Raw genomic sequence first — 18,801 nt, forward strand, 5'->3', positions numbered from 1 at the left:
GTCAGAGTGACGTCATGACGTGCTTGACGCGGGTGTAGTCCTCGAAGCCGTACGCGGAGAGGTCCTTGCCGTAGCCGGAGCGCTTGAAGCCGCCGTGCGGCATCTCGGCGACGAGTGCCATGTGGGTGTTGATCCAGACGCAGCCGAAGTCGAGGCTCTTGGACATCCGCATGGCCCGCGCGTGGTCCCGGGTCCACACCGAGGAGGCCAGGGCGTAGTCGACGCCGTTGGCGAGGCGGACGGCCTCGGCCTCGTCGGTGAAGGACTGGACGGTCATGACCGGGCCGAAGACCTCGTTCTGGACGATCTCGTCGTCCTGGCGCAGGCCCGAGACCACGGTCGGGGCGTAGAAGTAGCCCTTGTCGCCGACCCGGTGGCCGCCCGTCTCGATCCTGGCGTGCTCGGGCAGGCGCTCGACGAAGCCGCTGACCTGGGCGAGCTGGCCCGCGTTGTTGAGGGGGCCGTAGAGCACGTCCTCGTCGTCCGGGAGGCCGGTCTTCGTCTCGGCCGCCGCCTTGGCGAGCGCGGCCACGAACTCGTCGTGGACGGACTCGTGGACCAGGACGCGGGTCGCGGCCGTGCAGTCCTGGCCGGCGTTGAAGAAGCCGCCGACGACCAGGTCCTCGACCGCCTTCGTCAGGTCGGCGTCCTCGAAGACCACCGCCGGGGCCTTGCCGCCGAGCTCCAGGTGGACGCGCTTGACGTCCTGTGCCGCGCTCCGGGCGACCTCGATGCCGGCGCGCACGGAGCCGGTGATGGAGGCCATCGCGGGGGTGGGGTGCTCGACCATCAGCCGACCGGTGTCGCGGTCGCCGCACACGACGTTGAAGACGCCCTTGGGCACGATCGAGCCGATGATCCCGGCGAGCAGGACGGTGGAGGCCGGGGTGGTGTCGGAGGGCTTGAGGACCACCGCGTTGCCGGCCGCGAGCGCGGGCGCGAACTTCCACACGGCCATCAGCAGCGGGTAGTTCCAGGGCGCGACCTGGGCGCACACCCCGACCGGCTCGCGCCGGACGATCGAGGTCATGCCCTCCATGTACTCGCCGGCCGAGCGGCCTTCGAGCATCCTCGCCGCGCCCGCGAAGAAGCGGATCTGGTCGATGGCGGGGGCGAGTTCCTCGCTGCGGACGAGGTGCAGCGGCTTGCCGGTGTCGCGGCTCTCGGCGGCGACCAGTTCCTCGGCCCGCTCCTCCATCGCGTCGGCGATCCGCAGCAGCGCGCGCTGCCGCAGGGACGGCGTGGTGTCGCGCCAGAGGGGGAACGCGGCAGCGGCGGCGGCCATCGCCGCGTCGACGTCGGCCGCCCCGGAGAGCGGGGAGGTCGCGTAGACGTCACCGGTGGTGGGGTCCACCACATCGAGGGTGCGGCCGTCCGAGGCGTCCGCGAACGCACCGTCGATGTAGTTGCGGAAGGTGGTGCTCATGGACGTCTCTCCTGGTCAGGCGGCGCTGCGGGCGGACAGATGCTCGTGTACGGCGGTCCAGCCGCCGTCGTCCGCGCGGGCGAAGACGATGGTCTCCCGCTCCTGGACGGTCTCCTCGCCGGAGTGCGTGGCGATCCGGGTCTTCACGTCGTGGCTGAAGACGGCCGTGTCGCCGAACGGCTGGATCAGCTGGGCGGTGGAGGCGCAGCCGAGGACGCGGAAGCCGTCCTCGTCCACCCAGCGCTGCCACAGCGCGCGGTACTCGGCGGTGGAGTCGAGCCGCTTCGGGGTGGTGTGGAAGACGAAGCTCGCGTCCGGGGCGAAGGCGCCGAAGTAGTCGTCGAGGCGGCCCTCGGCGAAGGCGGCGACGAGCGCGTCGGCGGCGGCCCGGACTTCCTGGACGGTGGTGCTCATGAACGGCTCCTTGCGCGGGTTCGGTTGGCGGCGGCGGGCGCGGGGGCGGGCGCTTCGGTGCCGTCGCCGGTGATGGGCGGCACCGGTGTGTCGGCGGCCCGGACGAAGCGGGGTCCCGCCGGTCCGTACACGGCGCGCGGCTCGGGGAACGCGGTGAGCAGGGCCAGGTAGAGGACGACCGCGAGGCCGAGGCCGACCGGCAGGGAGATGTCGGTGCCGCCCGCGAGGTCGCCGAGCGGGCCGACGAACTGGCCGGGGAGGTTGGTGAACAGGAGGGCCACGGCGGCGGAGACCAGCCAGGTGGCCATGCCGCGCCAGTTCCAGCCGTGCGTGAACCAGTAACGGCCGCCGCGCTGACGGCGGTTGAAGACCTGGAGGGCCTCCGCGTCGTACCAGCCGCGGCGGGTGACGTAGCCGAGGGTCATGACGATCATCCAGGGCGCGGTGCAGGTGATGATCAGCGTGGCGAACGTCGAGATGGACTGCGTGAGGTTGAGCGCGAAGCGGCCGACGAAGATGAACGCGATCGACAGGGCGCCGATGAAGAAGGTGGCCTGGACGCGGCTGAAGCGCGTGAAGACGCTGGAGAAGTCGAGGCCGGTGCCGTAGAGGGACGTCGTGCCGGTGGAGAGGCCGCCGATCAGGGCGATCAGGCACAGCGGCAGGAAGTACCAGCCGGGCGAGATCGCGAGGAGCCCGCCGACGTAGTTGGGGGCGGCCGGGTCGACGTACTTGGCGGCCTTGGAGGCGATGATCGACGCGGTGGCCAGGCCGAAGAGGAACGGCAGCAGGGTGGCGAGCTGGGCGAGGAACGCGGCGCCCATCACCCGGCGGCGCGGGGCCCCGGCCGGGATGTAGCGCGACCAGTCGCCGAGGAAGGCGCCGAAGGAGACCGGGTTGGAGAGCACGATCAGGGCGGCGCCGATGAACGAGGGCCAGAACAGCGGGTCGGCGGTGGAGGCGAAGGTGCCCGCGTAGCCGGGGTCGAAGTCGCCGGCGAAGGCGAAGGCGCCGAGCACGAAGAGGGCGGACGCGGCCAGCACCGCGATCTTGTTGACGAGCAGCATGAACTTGAAGCCGTAGACGCAGACCACCAGGACGAGCCCGGCGAAGACGGCGTAGGCGATGCCGTAGGTGACATCCGACTCGGGGACGTCCACGAGGCGGTGCGCGCCGCCCACCAGCGCGTCGCCCGAGGACCACACCGAGATGGAGAAGAACGCGACGGCGGTGAGCAGCGAGAGGAACGAGCCGACGACCCGGCCGTGCACACCCAGGTGGGCGGAGGAGGAGACCGCGTTGTTCGTGCCGTTGGTGGGGCCGAACAGGGCCATCGGCGCGAGCAGCAGCGCACCCGCGACCAGGCCGAGGACGGTGGCGGCCAGGCCCTGCCAGAAGGAGAGGCCGAAGAGGATCGGGAAGGCGCCGAGGACGCAGGTGGCGAAGGTGTTGGCGCCGCCGAAGGCGAGCCGGAACAGGTCGATGGGGCGGGCCGTGCGGTCCTCGTCCGGGATCCGTTCGACGCCGTAGGTCTCGATGTCGGTGATCGAGGTCGTCACTGGCGCTCCACCTTCCGTTCATGCGGGGGCCGGTTCCACAGTCTGTGGCCCGCGGCCGACCTGCGACAATTGTGTCCATCACGGAGCAGTACGCTTTCTTTTGTGGCCGGAAACAAAGTGACCGTCGAGGATCTGCTCGCCTTCCCCGCGCTCCAGCTCTCGGTGAAGGCCGGTCGCGGCGGGCTCGGCAGGTCGGTGTCCTGGGCGCACGCCAGCGAGCTCACCGATCCGACGCCCTGGCTGCTGGGCGCCGAGGTGATCATGACGACGGGTCTCGCGGTGCCGCGCACGGCGGCCGGGCAGCGCGCCTATCTGGAGCGGCTGGACGACGCCGGGGTGTCCGCGCTCGCGCTCTCCGCGCAGCTGCACATGCCGCCGCTGCACGACGCGTTCTTCCGGGCGGCCGAGGAGCGCGGCTTCCCGGTCCTGGAGGTGCCGCTCGCGGTCCCGTTCATCGCGGTCTCCCAGGAGGTCGCCGCCTCCGTGCAGGAGGACGCCGGGCACCGGCTCGGCGCGCAGCTCCAGGTCTTCGGCGCGCTGCGCTGGCTGGTGGCCGAGGACCTGGACACCCCGGCCCTGCTGCGCCGCCTCGAAGACCTCTCGGGCTACGACGTCTACCTGTGCACGCCCCAGGGCCGCCCGCTGCTGCCCGGTGTGCCCGTGCCGGATCCCGCCGTCCTGCCGGCCTCCGTCGACGCCCCGCCGACCGTGCCCGGCGGCTTCGTCCTGCCGGTGCCCGCGCCGGGCGGCCCGGCGGGCTTCCTCGTCGCCTACGAGCGGCAGGGCGCGCAGCCCGCGGGGCTCGCCGTCGCCCAGCACATCGCCACCGTGGCGGCGCTGCGCCTGGCGATGGTCCGCAACGAACGCGAGACGCTGCGCCGCGAGGGCGCGGAGACCCTGGCCGAACTGCTTCAGGAGGTCCTCGACCCGGAGGCCGCGCGCCGCAGGCTCGCCCGGCACGCGATCGACGGCGACACCGTGCTCCTGGTGGTGCGGCACACCACCGACGAGGCGTTGCTGCGCTGCCTTGAGGACCATCCCCATCTGCTGCTCACCCGGGGCGAGGACCGCTATGTGCTGGGCGCGCCGGAGCTGACCGGGGCCATCGGTGGACTGCCGGGCGTGGCGAGCGGGATGAGCCGCCCGTTCCTGCCGGGCGCCGCGCTGCGGGTCGCCCAGCGCGAGGCCCTGTGGGCCCTGTCCAAGGCGGTGGAGTCGGGCCGTCCCGTCGTGCGCTACGGCGACGACGCGACCGGCCGCTGGCTGCCCGACGACCCCGCCGTCCTGACGGCGCTGGTCGAGCACGTGCTCGGTGAGGTGCTGCGCTACGACGAGGCCCACGACTCGCAGCTGCTGGTCTCGGCCCGTACCTGGATGGAGCGGGACCGCCGCACCGACACGGCCGCGGCGGCCCTGCACATCCATCCGAACACGCTCGCCTACCGGCTGCGCCGCTTCGGCGCCCTCACCCACCGCGACCTGACGTCGACGGGGGCGCTGGCCGAGGTCTGGCTGGCGATCCAGGCGGCGGGGACCCTGGGCCTCACCGACTGAGCACCGCCTCCGCTCAGGCCCAGGCCGTCACCGGGACGAACGAGCTGTCGGTCCGGAAGAGGTCCGTGCCGTCGGTCGGGTCCACCCGCAGTTGGTAGTTGTAGTGGCGCAGGTAGTAGCCGGGGTAGTTGGCCGACTCGAAGCGCAGCGAGCCGGTGGCGGTCCCGGTCCGGGCGTAGAACGTGGCGTCCTTCGCGAACGTCGTGGTGCCGTCGTTGGTGTCGAAGCGGCCCCGGAAGTCGTAGTGGCGCAGGTAGTTGCCCGCGCTGTCCCGGATCGAGAAGCCGGTCGCGTCGGCGAGGCCCGCGACGACGGTGAACGTGGACGCCTGCTTCAGGGCGGTGGTGCTGGAGCTGGTCACCACGGGCAGGTTGAGCAGCGAGGACACCTCCTGCCAGTAGCGGGTGGTGTAGTTGACGGACCGGAAGGAGCGGGTGACGCCGGTCGCGAGACTCGGGCCGCCGGACACCGTCTCCTTGATGACGGTGAAGTGGCGTGCGGTGCCGGAGAGGGTGGTGAGCGCGGTCGGCGCGGACCAGGTGGCGAAGGTGTCGTAGCTGTCGCTGTAGTAGTAGGTGCCGTCGCCGTAGCCGTCGAAGAAGATCCGCCAGCCGCCGTTGTCGAGCTGGATCACCGAGGGGCCCTCGCGGTAGCTGCCCCAGCCCGCCCAGTCGCCGGTCTTCGAGATCGTGTAGGGGCCGGTGAGGCTGGTGGCGGTGCCGTACTCGATGTACTTGGCCGTCTCGTTCTTGGTGAACGCGTGGTAGGTCGAGCCGATGCGCACGATGTACGTGTCGATGTGGTTGCTGCCGATGCCCGCCAGGGCGACGGGTGAACTCCAGGCGGTCAACGCCGAGTTGGCCGCCTTCAGCGCGTACGGCGTGAAGATCCACTCGTCGTCGGTGGTGGAGCAGGACACGATGACGTTGACGCTGCCGTCGCTGTCGACGAACCACTCGGGGGCCCAGGCGCGGGACAGGTTCGTGATCGGGACGGTGTAGTCGTACAGGAAGGTCCAGGCGACCCGGTCGGAGCTGCGGGCGAAGCCGATGGTGGTGCTCTCGTCCTGCCAGGTGTGGGTGGTGTAGGTGACGTAGTAGTAGCCGTCGGTGTGCTTGAAGATGCTGGCGTCGCGGATGCGGTTGCTCGGCGGGGTGTAGGCGGAGGCCTGGAGGAGGCGGAAGTCGGTGGCGTCGTCGGACTGGTAGACGTTGACCGTGCCGTCGTCGCTGTCGAGGAACGGGACGATGGTGTAGCGGGTCGCGTAGCCGGCGGCGGGGGCGGCGGCCAGGGCCGTGCCGAGCAGGCCGGGGGCCTCGCCCAGGACGAGCGCCGAGGCGGGCAGCGCGGCCAGTGCCCGCAGCAGGGCACGGCGGGACGGTGTGGGGGGACGTGTGGTCACGGGCGGCTCTCCCGGAGACTCGGACGTTCGTCAGGCCGAACGCAGTTCGTGAATTCGGTCAGAAGGTAAGGGTGGGTCAAGAGCACGTCAATGGTTTGCGCAGTGCCGGAGGATGCCTGTGGGAAGCCTGTGGCGGACGGTCAACCACCCACGCCACGCGCGAAGTTGCCGCATCCGTACCGCACCGGCCGCCCGGACGTTACCGTTCGGTAGACCACCCGCTCCGGAGGTGCCGCCATGACGCCCGACCGTTCCCCCGGCCTCGCCGAGTCCGCCCGCGCGCTGGCCGCCGGCGAGGTGACCTCCCGCGCCCTCACCGAGCGGGCCCTGACCCGGATCGAGTCGACCCAGGCCTCCCTGAACGCCTTTCGGATCGTACGGCGGGAGGCCGCGCTCGCCGAGGCCGACGCGGCGGACCGCCAACTGGCCGCCGGAGTAAGGAAGTCGCTGCTCGGGGTGCCGGTCGCCGTCAAGGACGACATGGACGTGGCGGGCGAGCCGACCGCGTTCGGCTGCCCGGGCGAGTTCCCGCCGGTGACCGAGGACGGGGAGGCGGTACGACGGCTGCGCGCGGCCGGTGCCGTGATCGTCGGGAAGACGAACACCTGCGAGTTCGGGCAGTGGCCGTTCACCGAGGGGCCCGCGTTCGGCGCGACCCGCAATCCGTGGAACTCCCTTCACACACCCGGGGGTTCGTCCGGCGGCTCGGCGGCGGCCGTCGCGGCCGGGCTGGTCCCGGCCGCGCTCGGCTCGGACGGCGCCGGGTCGGTGCGCATTCCGGCCGCCTGGACCCACCTCGTCGGCGTCAAACCGCAGCGCGGCCGGATCTCGACCTGGCCGCGCGGCGAGTCCTTCCACGGCATCACCGTCAACGGCACCCTCGCCCGCACGGTCGCCGACGCGGCCCTGCTGCTGGACGCGGCCGGCGGCAACCACCCGGGGGACCCGCACCGCCCGCCCGCGGTCGGCATGACCGAGGCGGTGGGCCGCGATCCCGGCCGACTGCGCATCGCCCTCTCCCTGAAGCCGCCGTTCACCGCGCTCCCGGCCCGGCTGCGCCCGGAGGTCCGCGCCCGGATCCTCGAACTGGCCGAGAAACTGGCCGGGTTGGGGCACACGGTGGTGACGGACGACCCGCCGTACGGCCGGATCGGACTGACCCTGATCCCGCGTGCCACCGCCGGAATCGCCGAACGGGTCCGCGAGGCACCGCACCCCGGACTCCTCGACCGCCGCACCCTGGACGCCGCCCGGCTCGGCCGGCTGCTCGGCGGGGCCCCGCTGCGGGCGGCCCGGCGCGCGGAGGCGGGACTGCACGACCGGTTCGGCGCGTTCTTCGGCCGCTACGACGTGGTCCTCGCGCCGACAACCGCCGCTCCCCCGCCGCTCGTCGGCGCGCTGATCGACCTGGACGGCCTGGCCACCGACCGCGCGATGATCGCCGCCTGTCCCTACGCCTGGCCGTGGAACGTGCTGGGCTGGCCCGGCGTCAACGTCCCGGCCGGCTTCGTCGCGGGCGGACTCCCGGTCGGCGCCCAGCTGTTGGGCCCCGCGAACAGCGAGCCGCTGCTGCTCTCGCTGGCCGCCCAGCTGGAGGCGGAACTGCGCTGGCACGAGCGGTGGCCGGAGCCGGTCGGCGCGGATTCCCAGGCGGCACCGGACCGTTCGGCCCGTACCCTGTGACCATGGACGATGCGTCGATGGTCGGGCTGATGGGGCGGGTCACCGGGACGGTCGGGCCCGGACTCGTCGGTGAGGTGATCGTCCGGGTGCGCGGCGGCGCCGAGCACTTCCTCGCGTACGCCGCCGCCGGTGCCGTCCGGATCGAGCCGGGCACGGTGGTGATGGTCGTGGAATACCTCCCGCCGCGTACCGTCTACGTAACAGCGGCGTACGACAGTTGAGCGTGTTCCCCCGCAGGTGAGAGCCGTTTCAAGGGTGTTCGCGTCAAGATTGCAACAAGGATCCGTCAACGTCTGTACCCCGGTGTCGCGCGGGCGCACACTCCCTTCGTTCGGTGCCGAAAGGGCACCATCACAAGGGGGCGTATGCCGATGGTCATCGGCGTCGTGGCGGGGGTGGCGGTTGTCGCCGTCCTCGTACTGATCGGTCTGTTCAAGTCGATGTGGCGGGTGGCCGAGCCCAACGAGGCACTCATCATCTCCGGCTCGAAACACCGTACCGAAGGCCTCGAAGAGGGCATGGGGTTCCGCATCGTCACGGGGCGCGGCACGCTGGTGCTGCCGGGTGTGCAGGCGGTGCGCAAGATCTCGCTGGACCTCAACGAGACCGAACTGCACGTGGATTGCGTGACCACCCAGGGCATCCCGCTCAAGGTGCGGGGCGTGGTCATCTTCAAGGTGGGCGACGACTTCGTGTCGATCGCGAACGCGGGCCGCCGTTTCCTGGACCAGCAGAAGATGATGTCGGAGCGGGTGCACAACGTGTTCGCCGGTCATCTCCGGTCCATCGTGGGCGGGTTGACGGTCGAGGACATGATCCGCGACCGGGAGAAACTGACCGGCCAGACCCGTGCCGCGTGCGGTACGGAGATGGAGAAGCTGGGCCTGATCGTGGACTCCCTCCAGATCCACGAGATCGAGGACCCGACCGGGTACATCAAGAACCTCGCGATGCCGCACGCCGCCGCCGTGCAGCGGGACGCGCGCATCGCGCAGGCCGAGGCCAACCGGCTGGCCACCGAGGCCGAGCAGAAGGCCGCGGCACGGATGTCGGAGGCCACCCGGGACAGCGAGATCCTCCAGGCCGGCTACCAGGCCGAGCGCGACAAGGCGGCGGCCAAGGCCCGGCAGGCCGGACCGCTCGCGGACGCCGCCGCCCGGCAGGACGTCGTCGTCCAGGAGACCCGGATCGCCGAACTCGACGCGCTGCGCCGGGAACAGCAGCTCCAGGCCGACGTCCGCAAGCCCGCGGACGCCCAGGCCTACGAGACCCGGGCCCGTGCCGAGGCCGAGCGGGACGCGCGGATCTCCGCCGCGCAGGCCAAGGCCAAGGAGACCGAGTTGGCGGCCACGGCCGAGGCGAGCCGGATCAAGACGGCCGCGAACGCCGAGGCCGAGGCGACCAAGGCACGCGGTGCCGCCGCCGCCACGGCGACCCGGGCCACCGGTGAGGCCGAGGCCGCGGCGGCCCAGGCGAAGGGTCTGGCCGCCGCCGAGGCGACCCGGGCCCAGGGCCTCGCCGAGGCGGAGGCCATCAAGGCGCGGGCCGCGGCCCTCGCCGAGAACCAGGAAGCGGTGGTCGCGCAGCAACTCGCCGAGAACTGGCCGGAGATCGTGAAGGCCGGCGCGTCCGCGTTCGGCAGCGTCGACAACATGGTGGTCCTCAACGGGGCGGACGGCATGGCGGAGATGCTCGCCAAGGCGCTCACGATGGGCGGCACGGGCCTGGGACTGGCCCGCCAGCTGCTCTCCTCGATGAACCAGAACGGCCAGAGCACGAACGGGACTTCGGCCCTGAACGGGACGGTGGCACCGCCCTCGCAGAAGGTGCCGGTGGAGAAGGACGAGAAGTGACGTCAACGGGAGGCTGACGCACGGGTCACGGGGGACACCCTCTAAGGTGCCCCCCGTGACCGCGTTTACCGATGAGAACGTCCCGGGCCGCTTCGGCCCCTCCGCCACCACCGAGGCCGACCCGCGCGAGGTCGGCAGGGTGCGTACCGAGTACTCCCCCGCGCACGACGGGGACCCCGACCCCGGCGAGATCGTCTGGACCTGGGTGCCGTTCGAGGAGAACGACGGCCGGGGCAAGGACCGCCCGGTGCTCGTCGTGGCCCGCGAGCCCGGCGGGACCCTGCTCGCCGTCCAGCTCTCCAGCAAGCGGCACGACGCCGACCGCGAGTGGGTGGCGATCGGCAACGGCCCCTGGGACAAGACCGGCCGCGACTCCTGGGTCGACGTGGACCGCATCCTGCGCCTGCACGAGGACGGCATGCGCCGCGAGGCGTGCGCGATCGACCGGATGCGCTTCAACCTCGTCCGCCAGCGGCTGCACGAGCGCTACGGCTGGACCTGAGCGGTCTCCACGGTGCGGGGCCGGGGCCGGGGCTCCGGGAAGGCCCGTACGAAGGCGTCCCGGACCGTGGCACCCGGTGTGCGGTCCAGGACGCCGAAGACCACGTGCTCGAAGGCCGCGGCGAACCGTCCGCCCGGCCCGAGCAGCGCGCGGAAGGCGCCCGCGACCAGCTCCGGGTCGTTGCGGAACACCCCGCAGCCCCAGGCGCCCAGGACCAGTCGCCGGTAGCCGTGCGCCACGGCGGTCTCCAGCACCCGCTCGGCCCGTACGGCGACCGCGCCCGGCAGTTCGGCCGCGCGCTCCGGCGCGGTGCGCAGCACGACCCCCGCGTTCGGCGCGGCGGCGGTCAGGAAGCCTGCGGTGTACGGCTCTTCCAGCAGGTGGCCCTTGTCGTCGCGGAAGACGGGGACGGCCGGTGAGTGGATGACGCGGTCCGTGTAGAACGGATCGCGGTGGGCGCGGTGGTGGTCGTAGAAGCCGCGGGCCTCAAGCAGGCAGGTGTACAGCGCGGAGGCACGGCACAGGGCCTCTTCCTGGGCCTGGGCGCCGTTGAGGAATCCGCCGCCGGGATTGCGGGCCGAGGCGAAGTTCAGCACCGCGACCGGGCCGGTGAGCCGACGGGCGGCCTCCAGGCTGCTCTCGCCCGTGACCTCGATGAACGTGTCCACCTGCGGGAGCTCCGGTACGCGCACCGGCTCCGGTCCGTGCAGGCGGGTGCCCGCGCGGGCCGCCCGGGTCCCGGCCGCGATGGACACCTCGCGTCCGTGCGCCGTGCGGTAGCCCCCGGCCGCGACGATCTCCTCGGTCTGCCGCGCGATGCCGCGCAGGCGCGCGCTCATGGCATAACCCCCGTGTACGCCATGAGAGCGCGCCCCGCGATCTCCCCCGTGTTCTCCCCCGTCGTGCTCACACCCTCATCGTGAGCGATGCTGGTCGTGCGGTGCAACGGAGTTTCCGGGCCTCGCGAACGGCCGGCGAACCGGAGATTACCGATCCCGAACACGGCAATACGCACCCTTGTGCGACCAGCCGCGAGGGTCTTGGGTGGTACGAGTGTGCCGACCCGGGCCCAACCGAAACCGGGCCGGTGGCATGGTGGAATCTCAGGAGGATCCCGACATGTCCGATACGGCAAGTGACTGCGGCGACTGTACGAAGCCCGACGTCGCGGTCACCGAACCCGAGGTGGAGGCCCTGGTCAGGGGCATCTGCTTCAAGACCGGTCCGCCCCGCACGCTCGGGGTCGAAGTGGAATGGCTCGTCCACGAGCTGCGGCTGCCGCAGCTCCCCGTGACACCCGAACGACTCGAAGCGGCCTACGCCGCGCTGAGATCCGTGCACCTGAGGTCGGCGCTCACCGTCGAGCCCGGCGGCCAGCTGGAACTGAGCTCGTCGCCCGCCGCCTCCCTGATGGAGTGCATCGGTACCGTCTCCGAGGACCTCGACACCGTCCGCGCGGTGCTGGCCCGCGACAACCTGGGGCTGGTCGGCGTCGGCCACGATCCCTGGCACCCCCCGCGCCGGTTCCTGCACGAGCCGCGCTACGACGCGATGGAGCGCTGCCTCGACCGCACCGGCCCCGCCGGCCGCCGCATGATGTGCACCTCGGCATCCGTGCAGGTGTGCCTGGACGCCGGTCACGAGGAGCCTGGGCCGCTCGGCCACGGGCGGCGCTGGTGGCTGGCGCACCAGCTGGGCGCGGTGCTGGTGGCCGCGTTCGCCAACTCCCCGCTGATCGGCCGCAGCCCCACGGGCTGGCGTTCCTCCCGGCAGCTGATCTGGATGGAGATCGGCCCCGGGCGGGCGGGCGCGCCCCCGCTGGAGGCGGAGCCGCGCGGTGCCTGGGCGAAGCATGTGCTGGACTCGCCGGTGATGTGCGTCCGGCGCGGGGACGGCCCGTGGGACGTGCCCGAGGGGCTGACCTTCCGGGAGTGGACCCGGTCCTCGACGCCGCCGACCCGGGACGACCTCGACTATCACCTCACCACCCTGTTCCCGCCGGTCAGACCGCGTGGCCATCTCGAACTGCGCATGATCGACGCGCAGCCCGGGGACGACGGCTGGATCGTGCCGCTCGCGGTGACGACGGCGCTGTTCGACGACCCGGAGGCCGCCGAGACGGCGTACCGGGCCGTGAAGCCGCTGGCCGAACGGTCGCTCGGGCTGCCCGCGCCGCACAATCCGCTGTGGATCGACGCGGCCCGCTACGGGCTGTCCGACCCGGAGCTGCACGAGGTGGCGCTCGTCTGCTTCGCGACGGCGTTGGAGGCGCTGCCCCGGCTGGGCGCGAGCACCGGGGTCACGGACGCCGTCCGCGCGTACTTCGACCGCTATGTCGTGCGGGGCCGCTGCCCCGCCGACGATCTGCTCGACCGCGTGCGGGGCACGGACAGCCGCCCGCACGGGAAGGACATCCGCACATGACCGACGCCGACACCTCCCCTGACATCGATATCGAGGCGCTCCGGCAACGGGCGTTGACCACTTTGACCACGGCCCGGGACCGCACCACGCTTCTGACGAGCTGCGTGGACGAGCCCGAACTCACCGCGCAGCACTCGCCGTTGATGTCCCCGCTGGTCTGGGACCTCGCGCACATCGGCAACCAGGAGGAGCTGTGGCTGCTGCGGGCCGTCGGCGGCCGGGACGCGATGCGGCCCGACATCGACGGCCTCTACGACGCGTTCGAGCACCCGCGCTCCGAACGTCCCTCGCTGCCGCTGCTGCCGCCCGCGGAGGCCCGGCGGTACGCGGCCGAGGTACGCGGCCGGGTCACCGACGTACTGGCCGGCTCCACCTTCCGCGGAACGCGGCTCACCGAGGCGGGCTTCGCCTTCGGGATGGTTGCCCAGCACGAACAGCAGCACGACGAAACGATGTTGATCACCCATCAGCTCCGCACCGGACCACGGGCGTTGACGGCCCCGGACCCGGAACCGGTACCGCTGTTCACCGGCCCGTCCGAAGTCCTCGTCCCCGGCGGCCCGTTCACCATGGGCACCTCCACCGAACCGTGGGCGCTGGACAACGAGAAGCCCGCGCACCGGCGCGAGGTGGCCGCCTTCCACATCGACACGACACCGGTGACCAACGGCGCGTATCTGGCGTTCGTCGAGGACGGCGGCTACGACGACCCGCGCTGGTGGGCGAAGGAGGGCTGGGCGCACATCCGCCGCAACTCCGTCGTCGCGCCGCTGTTCTGGCGCAAGGACGGCAAGCAGTGGCTGCGGCGGCACTTCGGCGTCACGGAGGCCGTGCCGCCCGATGAGCCCGTCCTGCACGTGTGCTGGTACGAGGCCGACGCCTACGCCCGCTGGGCCGGACGCCGGCTGCCGACCGAGGCCGAGTGGGAGAAGGCGGCCCGCCACGACCCGGTGGCCGACCGCTCCACGCGCTACCCGTGGGGCGACGCCGACCCGGCCCCGGAACACGCCAACCTCGGTCAGCGCCACCTCCGCCCGGCCCCCGCGGGGAGCTATCCGGCGGGCGAATCACCGCTGGGCGTGCGGCAGTTGATCGGTGATGTGTGGGAGTGGACGTCGAGCGACTTCCTGCCCTACCCGGGGTTCAGGGCGTTCCCGTACAAGGAGTACTCGGAGGTGTTCTTCGGCCCGGAGTACAAGGTTCTGCGGGGCGGTTCGTTCGCGGTGGACGAGGTGGCCTGCCGGGGCACGTTCCGCAACTGGGACTATCCGATCCGGCGGCAGATCTTCTCCGGTTTCCGCACGGCCCGCTCGGGAGCCGTCTGATGTGCCGTCATCTGGCGTACCTGGGACCCGAGGAGCCGCTCGGCCGGCTCCTCGTGGACCCGGAGCACAGCCTGTACCGGCAGTCCTGGCAGCCGCGCCGGCAGCGGCACGGAACGGTCAACGCCGATGGTTTCGGGGTGGGTTGGTACGCCGAGGGCGACCCGGTGCCGGGCCGCTACCGGCGGGCGGTGCCCATCTGGGGCGACCAGTCCTTCGCCGACCTGGCCCGCGTGGTGCGCTCGTCGGCGCTGCTGGCCGCCGTACGGGACGCGACGTTCGCGGGCGCGGACGGGGAGGCCGCGGCGGCGCCGTTCGCCGCGGGCCCCTGGCTGTTCAGCCACAACGGCGCGGTCACCGGCTGGCCCCGCACCCTCGCCGCCCTCGCCCAACGCCTGCCCCCGGTCGACCTGTTGTCGATGGAGGCCCGCTGCGACTCGGCGTTCGTCTGGGCGCTGGCCCTGGCCCGGCTGCGGGCGGGCGACGAGGAGGGCCAGGCGCTGGCCGACACGGTGGCCGAGGTCGCGCACGCCGCCCCCGGCTCCCGCCTCAACCTCCTTCTCAGCAACGGAGAGTCGATCGCCGCGACGGCCTGGGGCGACTCCCTCTGGTACCTCTCGGAGCCCGGCCGCCGCACGGTGGTCGCCTCCGAGCCCTACGACGACGACCCGCACTGGCAGGAGGTCCCCGACCGCCATCTGCTCACCGCGACCCGCGCCGAGGTCCTCCTCACCCCCCTGAAAGACCTCGCACCACCGAAGGAGCCCCGTACGTGAGCCCGTTCCTTCTCACCCGCACCCTGCCCGAGGACGCCACCGACGCGGCCCTGCGCGCCGACGTCCTCGAAGGCCTCACCCACACCCCGAAGACCCTCCCGCCGAAGTGGTTCTACGACGCCCACGGCAGCGAACTCTTCGAGCGGATCACCGAGTTGCCCGAGTACTACCCGACCCGCGCGGAGCGCGAGATCCTCGTCGACCGGGCCGGTGAGATCGCCGCCGCGACCGGCGCGCGCACACTCGTCGAGCTGGGCTCCGGCTCCTCGGACAAGACACGCCATCTCCTCGACGCGTTCACCGGCCTGGCGCTGTACGTCCCGGTCGACGTCAGCGAGAGCGCGCTCACCGGGGCCGGGCACGCCCTCGTCCAGGAGCGGCCGGGCCTCGCCGTGCACGCCCTGATCGCGGACTTCACCGCCGCGCTGACCCTCCCAAAGACACCGGGACCGCGTCTGCTGGCGTTCCTGGGCGGCACGATCGGCAACCTGCTGCCGGCCGAACGCGCCACGTTCTTCGCCGGGCTGCGCGCGCTGCTCTCGCCCGGGGACGCGCTGCTGCTCGGCACGGACCTGGTCAAGGACGAAGAGGTCCTGGTCAGGGCGTACGACGACGCGGCCGGGGTGACGGCCGCGTTCAACAAGAACGTGCTGACCGTGGTCGACCGCGAACTGGGCGCCGACTTCGACGTCTCGGCCTTCGAGCACGTGGCGCTCTGGGACACCGACAACGAGTGGATCGAGATGCGGCTGCGGTCCCTCACGGACCAGACCGTGAAGATCCCGGCGCTCGATCTCGCCGTCGACTTCGCGGCCGGCGAGGAACTGCGCACCGAGATCTCGGCGAAGTTCCGGAAGGAGGGTGTGCGCACCGAACTGGCGGCGGCCGGGCTGGAGTTGGCCCACTGGTGGACCGACCGGGCGGGCCGCTTCGCGCTGTCACTGAGCGTGGTGCGCTGACCTCGGGTGACGGGCCGTCTCGCGTACCGCCGCGCCGTGGGGCACGGTGGAGTGACGCGTGACGCGCCCGTCACGGCCGAGAGGAGTACCCGCATGTCCAACCACACGTACCGGGTCACCGAGATCGTCGGGACCTCTCACGAGGGCATCGACCAGGCCATCCGCAACGGCGTCGCCCGCGCCGCGCAGACCCTGCGCGGCCTGGACTGGTTCGAGGTGACGCAGGTCAGGGGCCAGATCGAGAACGGGCAGATCGAGCACTACCAGGTCGGCCTGAAGGTCGGCTTCCGCATCGAGGACGAGGACTGACGCCTCCGGGCTATCGCGGGCGCACCGCGTAGGTCAGGTGCGTCACCCGTGCCGAGGCCCGCGAGCGGACCGGCTCCAGCGCGATCCTGGAGGCGTCCACGCCCTCGAACAGGCGGGTGCCGGTGCCGAACAGCACCGGGGAGAGCGTGATCGAGAACTCGTCGACCAGGCCCGCGTTCAGGTACTCCAGGATCGTCGCGCCGCCGCCGGCGATGCGGACGTCCCGGTCGCCGGCGGCCTCGCGGGCCCGGTCGAGGGCGTGCTCGACGCCGTCGTCGACGAAGTGGAACGTGGTGCCGCCGGGCCGCTCCCACGGTTCCCGGCTGCCGTGTGTCACGACGAAGACCGGGGTGCGGAAGGGCGCCTCCTCCGGCCAGGACCGCTCGCCGAGGTCGAACATGCGCCTGCCCATGACGCTCGCGCCGGTGCGCTCGAACGTGTGGCGCGCCAGGTCGTTGTCGAGGCCCTCCTCGCCGCCCTCGCCGAGCTTCAGGTTCTCCCGGAAGAACCGCAGCGGGAACACCCACTGCTGGAGTTCCGTCCACTGGGCCAGCCAGCGCCGCACCGCCGGTTCGTCCTGCCGCTCGGGCGCGAACAGCTCGTCCTGGTCGGGCACGGACTCGGGCGCCACGAAACCGTCCAGCGACATCGACACGCTGAAGAACACCTTCCCGGCCATCAGCCCCGCGCCCCCTTCCGCGCGAGGTCGGTGACGTAGGCCGCCAGGTTGCCCAGGGTCTGTTCGCCGCCCTCGATCGCGTGGTACTTCTCGGCCGCCTCGTCGCGCAGTTCCTTGGTGGGGAACAGCGTGCGCATCACGATGCGGGTCGCCGTGCCGTCCGCCGCGAGGGTCAGGACCGAGGCGAAGGCGTCCGGGTCGTCGCGGGTCTCGCCGTGCAGCAGCTCGATCCGCTCCGGGGGCACGATCCGGGTCCAGCGGATCCACTCGGCGTAGTCGGTGCCGTCCGGCCCGTGCAGCACGAAGACCCATTCCCCGCCCTCGCGGAACTCGAAGGACCGCGTGGTGGTGGTGAATCCGTCCGGCCCCCACCACCGCGAGAGGTGCCGGACCTCGGTGAAGGCCTCGAACACCAGCTCTCGCGCGGCGTCGATGACCCGGGAGATCACGATCTCCCGTTCGGCCGTGGCCGACTCCGCGTCCGTCTCCCGCTCTGTTTCTGCCATCGGTCAGTCCTCCCGCCGTGTCTGTTCGAGCTCGCGCACATAGGTGTCCAGGCGGTCGAAGCTCTCGTTCCAGAACCGCTCGAAGCCGCCGGCCCACTCGTGGACGGGCCGCAGCCCGCGGGCGTCGAGGCCGTAGAGGCGCCGCTTGCCCGCCTCGCGGACCCGCACCAGGCCCACTTCCCGGAGCACCCGCAGATGCTTGGACGCCCCGGGCTGGCTCATCCCCAGCTCGTGCGCCAGTTCGGTGACCGGTCGCTCACCGGTCCGCAGCAGGGCCAGGATCTCCCGGCGCTGCGGCTCGGCGATCGCGTTGAAGACGTCCGACGTCGTCGCTGCTCGTGCCATGCGGCCATCGTATGCCGATATGGGAATGCGTCAAGCCGAGCGCAAGCCCGGCAGGTCCCTTCGGATGCCGGTGCTACGGCCGTCTCAGGTGCGGCCCTCCCCCTCCTGGGCCGCCTCCAGCGCGGCGGAGGGGGAGGTCCAGCGGGCCCGGACGACCCGGAAACCGGCGCGCTCGGCGTCGTCGCACACGAGTTCGTCGTCGTCCACCAGGACGCGGATGTCCCGGTCCCGGGCGAGCCGCTTGAGGATCTCCAGCTTGGTGCGGCGGGCGGGTCTGCGGTCGTCGTCGCGCCGCATGAAGAGCCGCCCCTCGGGCAGCCGGTGCGCGGCGAGCCAGTCGAGCGTGTCGCGTCGGCAGCGCTCGGGCCGCCCGGTCAGATAGATGACCTCGCACTCCTCGGCGCACTCCAGCGCGAGCGCGACGCCCTCCGCCAGCGGCGGGTCCTGGGGCGCGGCGCCGAAGAAGCCCTCCCAGTCGCGCGGGCTGCCCTCCAGGAACCGCTGCCGGTGGGCGGTGTCGGCGAGGGTGTTGTCGAGGTCGAACACGGCGAGGGGCCGCCTGCGGTCAGCTGTCACCGGGCCACCTTAGACAGCCCCCGCACCCCGGCGCCGCCGCCCCGAGGCCCTGGCCTCATGCTTCTCGTATGTCTGCCGCCACCCCCGCACGCCGTACGTTCCTCATAGGTGCCGCCCGAGAACGGCCCTGCACCCTGGTCGTCTGCCGGGGCTGCTGCTGCGGCGACCCGCGCAAGCACCCGGGCACGGACCACGCCTGGCAGTTGGAACGGCTGCGGGCCGGGGCCGCGGAGCACGGTTTCGCGGTGCGTACGACGGACTGCCTCGGCCCCTGCGACCAGGCCAACGTGATCGTGGTGCAGCCCTCGGCCGCGGGGCGGCGGGCCGGCGGGCGGCCGACCTGGGTCGGGTTCGCGATGGACGACGACTGCACGGAAGAGGTCCTGGAGTGGGCGGCGGCGGGCGGACCGGGGCTCGCGGAGCCGCCCGTGACCCTGGAGTTGCAGTTCATCGACCCGCCGCGGGACGCACGCGTGCGGTCCCGGCGGTGAGCGCCGCGACCGGCTCGGGGA

General features: G+C 72.3%; 20 protein-coding genes. 11 read left to right on the forward strand and 9 right to left on the reverse strand.

Translation table 11 applies throughout. The features are described from left to right. Window position 1: 1 nt before the first annotated feature. The 3 genes from ACIQPR_RS40065 to ACIQPR_RS40075 are packed head-to-tail and all read right to left on the reverse strand — an operon-like array spanning window position 2 to window position 3,399. Complete coding sequence (locus ACIQPR_RS40065) at window positions 2-1,426, reverse strand: gamma-aminobutyraldehyde dehydrogenase (protein ID WP_403659372.1); 1,425 nt, start codon at window positions 1,424-1,426, stop codon at window positions 2-4. A gap of 15 nt (window positions 1,427-1,441) precedes the next feature. After that, complete coding sequence (locus ACIQPR_RS40070) at window positions 1,442-1,840, reverse strand: nuclear transport factor 2 family protein (protein ID WP_403659375.1); 399 nt, start codon at window positions 1,838-1,840, stop codon at window positions 1,442-1,444. Further along, window positions 1,837-3,399 carry a purine-cytosine permease family protein gene (locus tag ACIQPR_RS40075; RefSeq protein WP_403659378.1) on the reverse strand — a complete coding sequence of 521 codons (1,563 nt, stop codon included), beginning with the start codon at window positions 3,397-3,399 and terminating at the stop codon, window positions 1,837-1,839. The genes ACIQPR_RS40070 and ACIQPR_RS40075 overlap by 4 nt, the downstream gene beginning before the upstream one ends. Before the next feature lie 102 nt (window positions 3,400-3,501). On the opposite strand from ACIQPR_RS40075, the gene ACIQPR_RS40080 reads away from it, so the two are divergent. Beyond that, a complete protein-coding gene (locus ACIQPR_RS40080; RefSeq protein WP_403659381.1) occupies window positions 3,502-4,953 on the forward strand; it encodes a PucR family transcriptional regulator in 1,452 nt (483 codons plus the stop codon). A 13-nt stretch (window positions 4,954-4,966) separates the two neighbouring features. On the opposite strand, the gene ACIQPR_RS40085 is transcribed toward ACIQPR_RS40080, so the two are convergent. Then, on the reverse strand, window positions 4,967-6,355 hold the full coding sequence (locus ACIQPR_RS40085) for an AbfB domain-containing protein (RefSeq protein WP_403659384.1): 1,389 nt from the start codon (window positions 6,353-6,355) through the stop codon (window positions 4,967-4,969). A gap of 237 nt (window positions 6,356-6,592) precedes the next feature. On the opposite strand from ACIQPR_RS40085, the gene ACIQPR_RS40090 reads away from it, so the two are divergent. The 4 genes from ACIQPR_RS40090 to ACIQPR_RS40105 all read left to right on the forward strand — a co-directional run bounded on the left by ACIQPR_RS40090 (window position 6,593) and on the right by ACIQPR_RS40105 (window position 10,393). Next, window positions 6,593-8,038, forward strand: a complete 1,446-nt coding sequence (locus ACIQPR_RS40090) for an amidase (RefSeq protein WP_403659387.1) — start codon at window positions 6,593-6,595, stop codon at window positions 8,036-8,038. Between the two features lie 2 nt (window positions 8,039-8,040). Beyond that, window positions 8,041-8,259, forward strand: coding sequence for a hypothetical protein (locus ACIQPR_RS40095; protein WP_403659390.1), 219 nt, complete (start codon window positions 8,041-8,043; stop codon window positions 8,257-8,259). Between the two features lie 144 nt (window positions 8,260-8,403). Further along, window positions 8,404-9,891 carry an SPFH domain-containing protein gene (locus tag ACIQPR_RS40100; protein WP_403659393.1) on the forward strand — a complete coding sequence of 496 codons (1,488 nt, stop codon included), beginning with the start codon at window positions 8,404-8,406 and terminating at the stop codon, window positions 9,889-9,891. Between the two features lie 55 nt (window positions 9,892-9,946). Further along, window positions 9,947-10,393, forward strand: a complete 447-nt coding sequence (locus ACIQPR_RS40105) for a type II toxin-antitoxin system PemK/MazF family toxin (RefSeq protein ID WP_403659396.1) — start codon at window positions 9,947-9,949, stop codon at window positions 10,391-10,393. Here ACIQPR_RS40105 and ACIQPR_RS40110 read toward each other — a convergent pair. Beyond that, a complete protein-coding gene (locus ACIQPR_RS40110; protein ID WP_403659399.1) occupies window positions 10,378-11,232 on the reverse strand; it encodes a TIGR02452 family protein in 855 nt (284 codons plus the stop codon). The two genes, ACIQPR_RS40105 and ACIQPR_RS40110, sit on opposite strands and share 16 nt — an antisense overlap. A gap of 280 nt (window positions 11,233-11,512) precedes the next feature. Between ACIQPR_RS40110 and egtA the strand changes: the two genes are divergently transcribed. From egtA to ACIQPR_RS40135, 5 genes are all read left to right on the forward strand, one after another. Further along, a complete protein-coding gene (gene egtA / locus ACIQPR_RS40115; protein WP_403659402.1) occupies window positions 11,513-12,817 on the forward strand; it encodes an ergothioneine biosynthesis glutamate--cysteine ligase EgtA in 1,305 nt (434 codons plus the stop codon). After that, window positions 12,814-14,142, forward strand: a complete 1,329-nt coding sequence (gene egtB / locus ACIQPR_RS40120; protein WP_403659405.1) for an ergothioneine biosynthesis protein EgtB — start codon at window positions 12,814-12,816, stop codon at window positions 14,140-14,142. The genes egtA and egtB overlap by 4 nt, the downstream gene beginning before the upstream one ends. Beyond that, complete coding sequence (egtC, locus tag ACIQPR_RS40125; protein WP_403659408.1) at window positions 14,142-14,915, forward strand: ergothioneine biosynthesis protein EgtC; 774 nt, start codon at window positions 14,142-14,144, stop codon at window positions 14,913-14,915. The genes egtB and egtC overlap by 1 nt, the downstream gene beginning before the upstream one ends. Beyond that, window positions 14,912-15,874 carry an L-histidine N(alpha)-methyltransferase gene (gene egtD, locus ACIQPR_RS40130; RefSeq protein ID WP_403659411.1) on the forward strand — a complete coding sequence of 321 codons (963 nt, stop codon included), beginning with the start codon at window positions 14,912-14,914 and terminating at the stop codon, window positions 15,872-15,874. The genes egtC and egtD overlap by 4 nt, the downstream gene beginning before the upstream one ends. Before the next feature lie 93 nt (window positions 15,875-15,967). Then, on the forward strand, window positions 15,968-16,183 hold the full coding sequence (locus ACIQPR_RS40135; RefSeq protein WP_403659414.1) for a dodecin: 216 nt from the start codon (window positions 15,968-15,970) through the stop codon (window positions 16,181-16,183). A gap of 10 nt (window positions 16,184-16,193) precedes the next feature. Here ACIQPR_RS40135 and ACIQPR_RS40140 read toward each other — a convergent pair whose 3' ends face one another. From ACIQPR_RS40140 to ACIQPR_RS40155, 4 genes are all read right to left on the reverse strand, one after another. Then, window positions 16,194-16,862: a dihydrofolate reductase family protein gene (locus ACIQPR_RS40140; RefSeq protein ID WP_403659417.1), complete on the reverse strand. Its 669-nt coding sequence runs from the start codon at window positions 16,860-16,862 to the stop codon at window positions 16,194-16,196. Next, entirely contained in the window at window positions 16,862-17,368 is a 507-nt protein-coding gene (locus ACIQPR_RS40145; RefSeq protein WP_403659420.1) for an SRPBCC family protein, read from the reverse strand. Before ACIQPR_RS40145 ends, ACIQPR_RS40140 begins: the two co-directional genes overlap by 1 nt. 3 nt (window positions 17,369-17,371) lie before the next feature. After that, on the reverse strand, window positions 17,372-17,713 hold the full coding sequence (locus ACIQPR_RS40150; RefSeq protein ID WP_403659422.1) for an ArsR/SmtB family transcription factor: 342 nt from the start codon (window positions 17,711-17,713) through the stop codon (window positions 17,372-17,374). An 84-nt stretch (window positions 17,714-17,797) separates the two neighbouring features. Then, window positions 17,798-18,289, reverse strand: coding sequence for a hypothetical protein (locus tag ACIQPR_RS40155; protein WP_403659425.1), 492 nt, complete (start codon window positions 18,287-18,289; stop codon window positions 17,798-17,800). A 68-nt stretch (window positions 18,290-18,357) separates the two neighbouring features. Between ACIQPR_RS40155 and ACIQPR_RS40160 the strand changes: the two genes are divergently transcribed. Continuing rightward, window positions 18,358-18,780 (forward strand): (2Fe-2S) ferredoxin domain-containing protein, encoded by a 423-nt coding sequence (locus ACIQPR_RS40160; RefSeq protein WP_403659428.1) that lies wholly within the window; start codon window positions 18,358-18,360, stop codon window positions 18,778-18,780. The last annotated feature ends 21 nt before the right edge of the window (window positions 18,781-18,801 follow it).

This window comes from Streptomyces sp. NPDC091280, from assembly GCF_044768565.1.
In the GTDB taxonomy this organism is placed as follows: Bacteria; Actinomycetota; Actinomycetes; order Streptomycetales; family Streptomycetaceae; genus Streptomyces.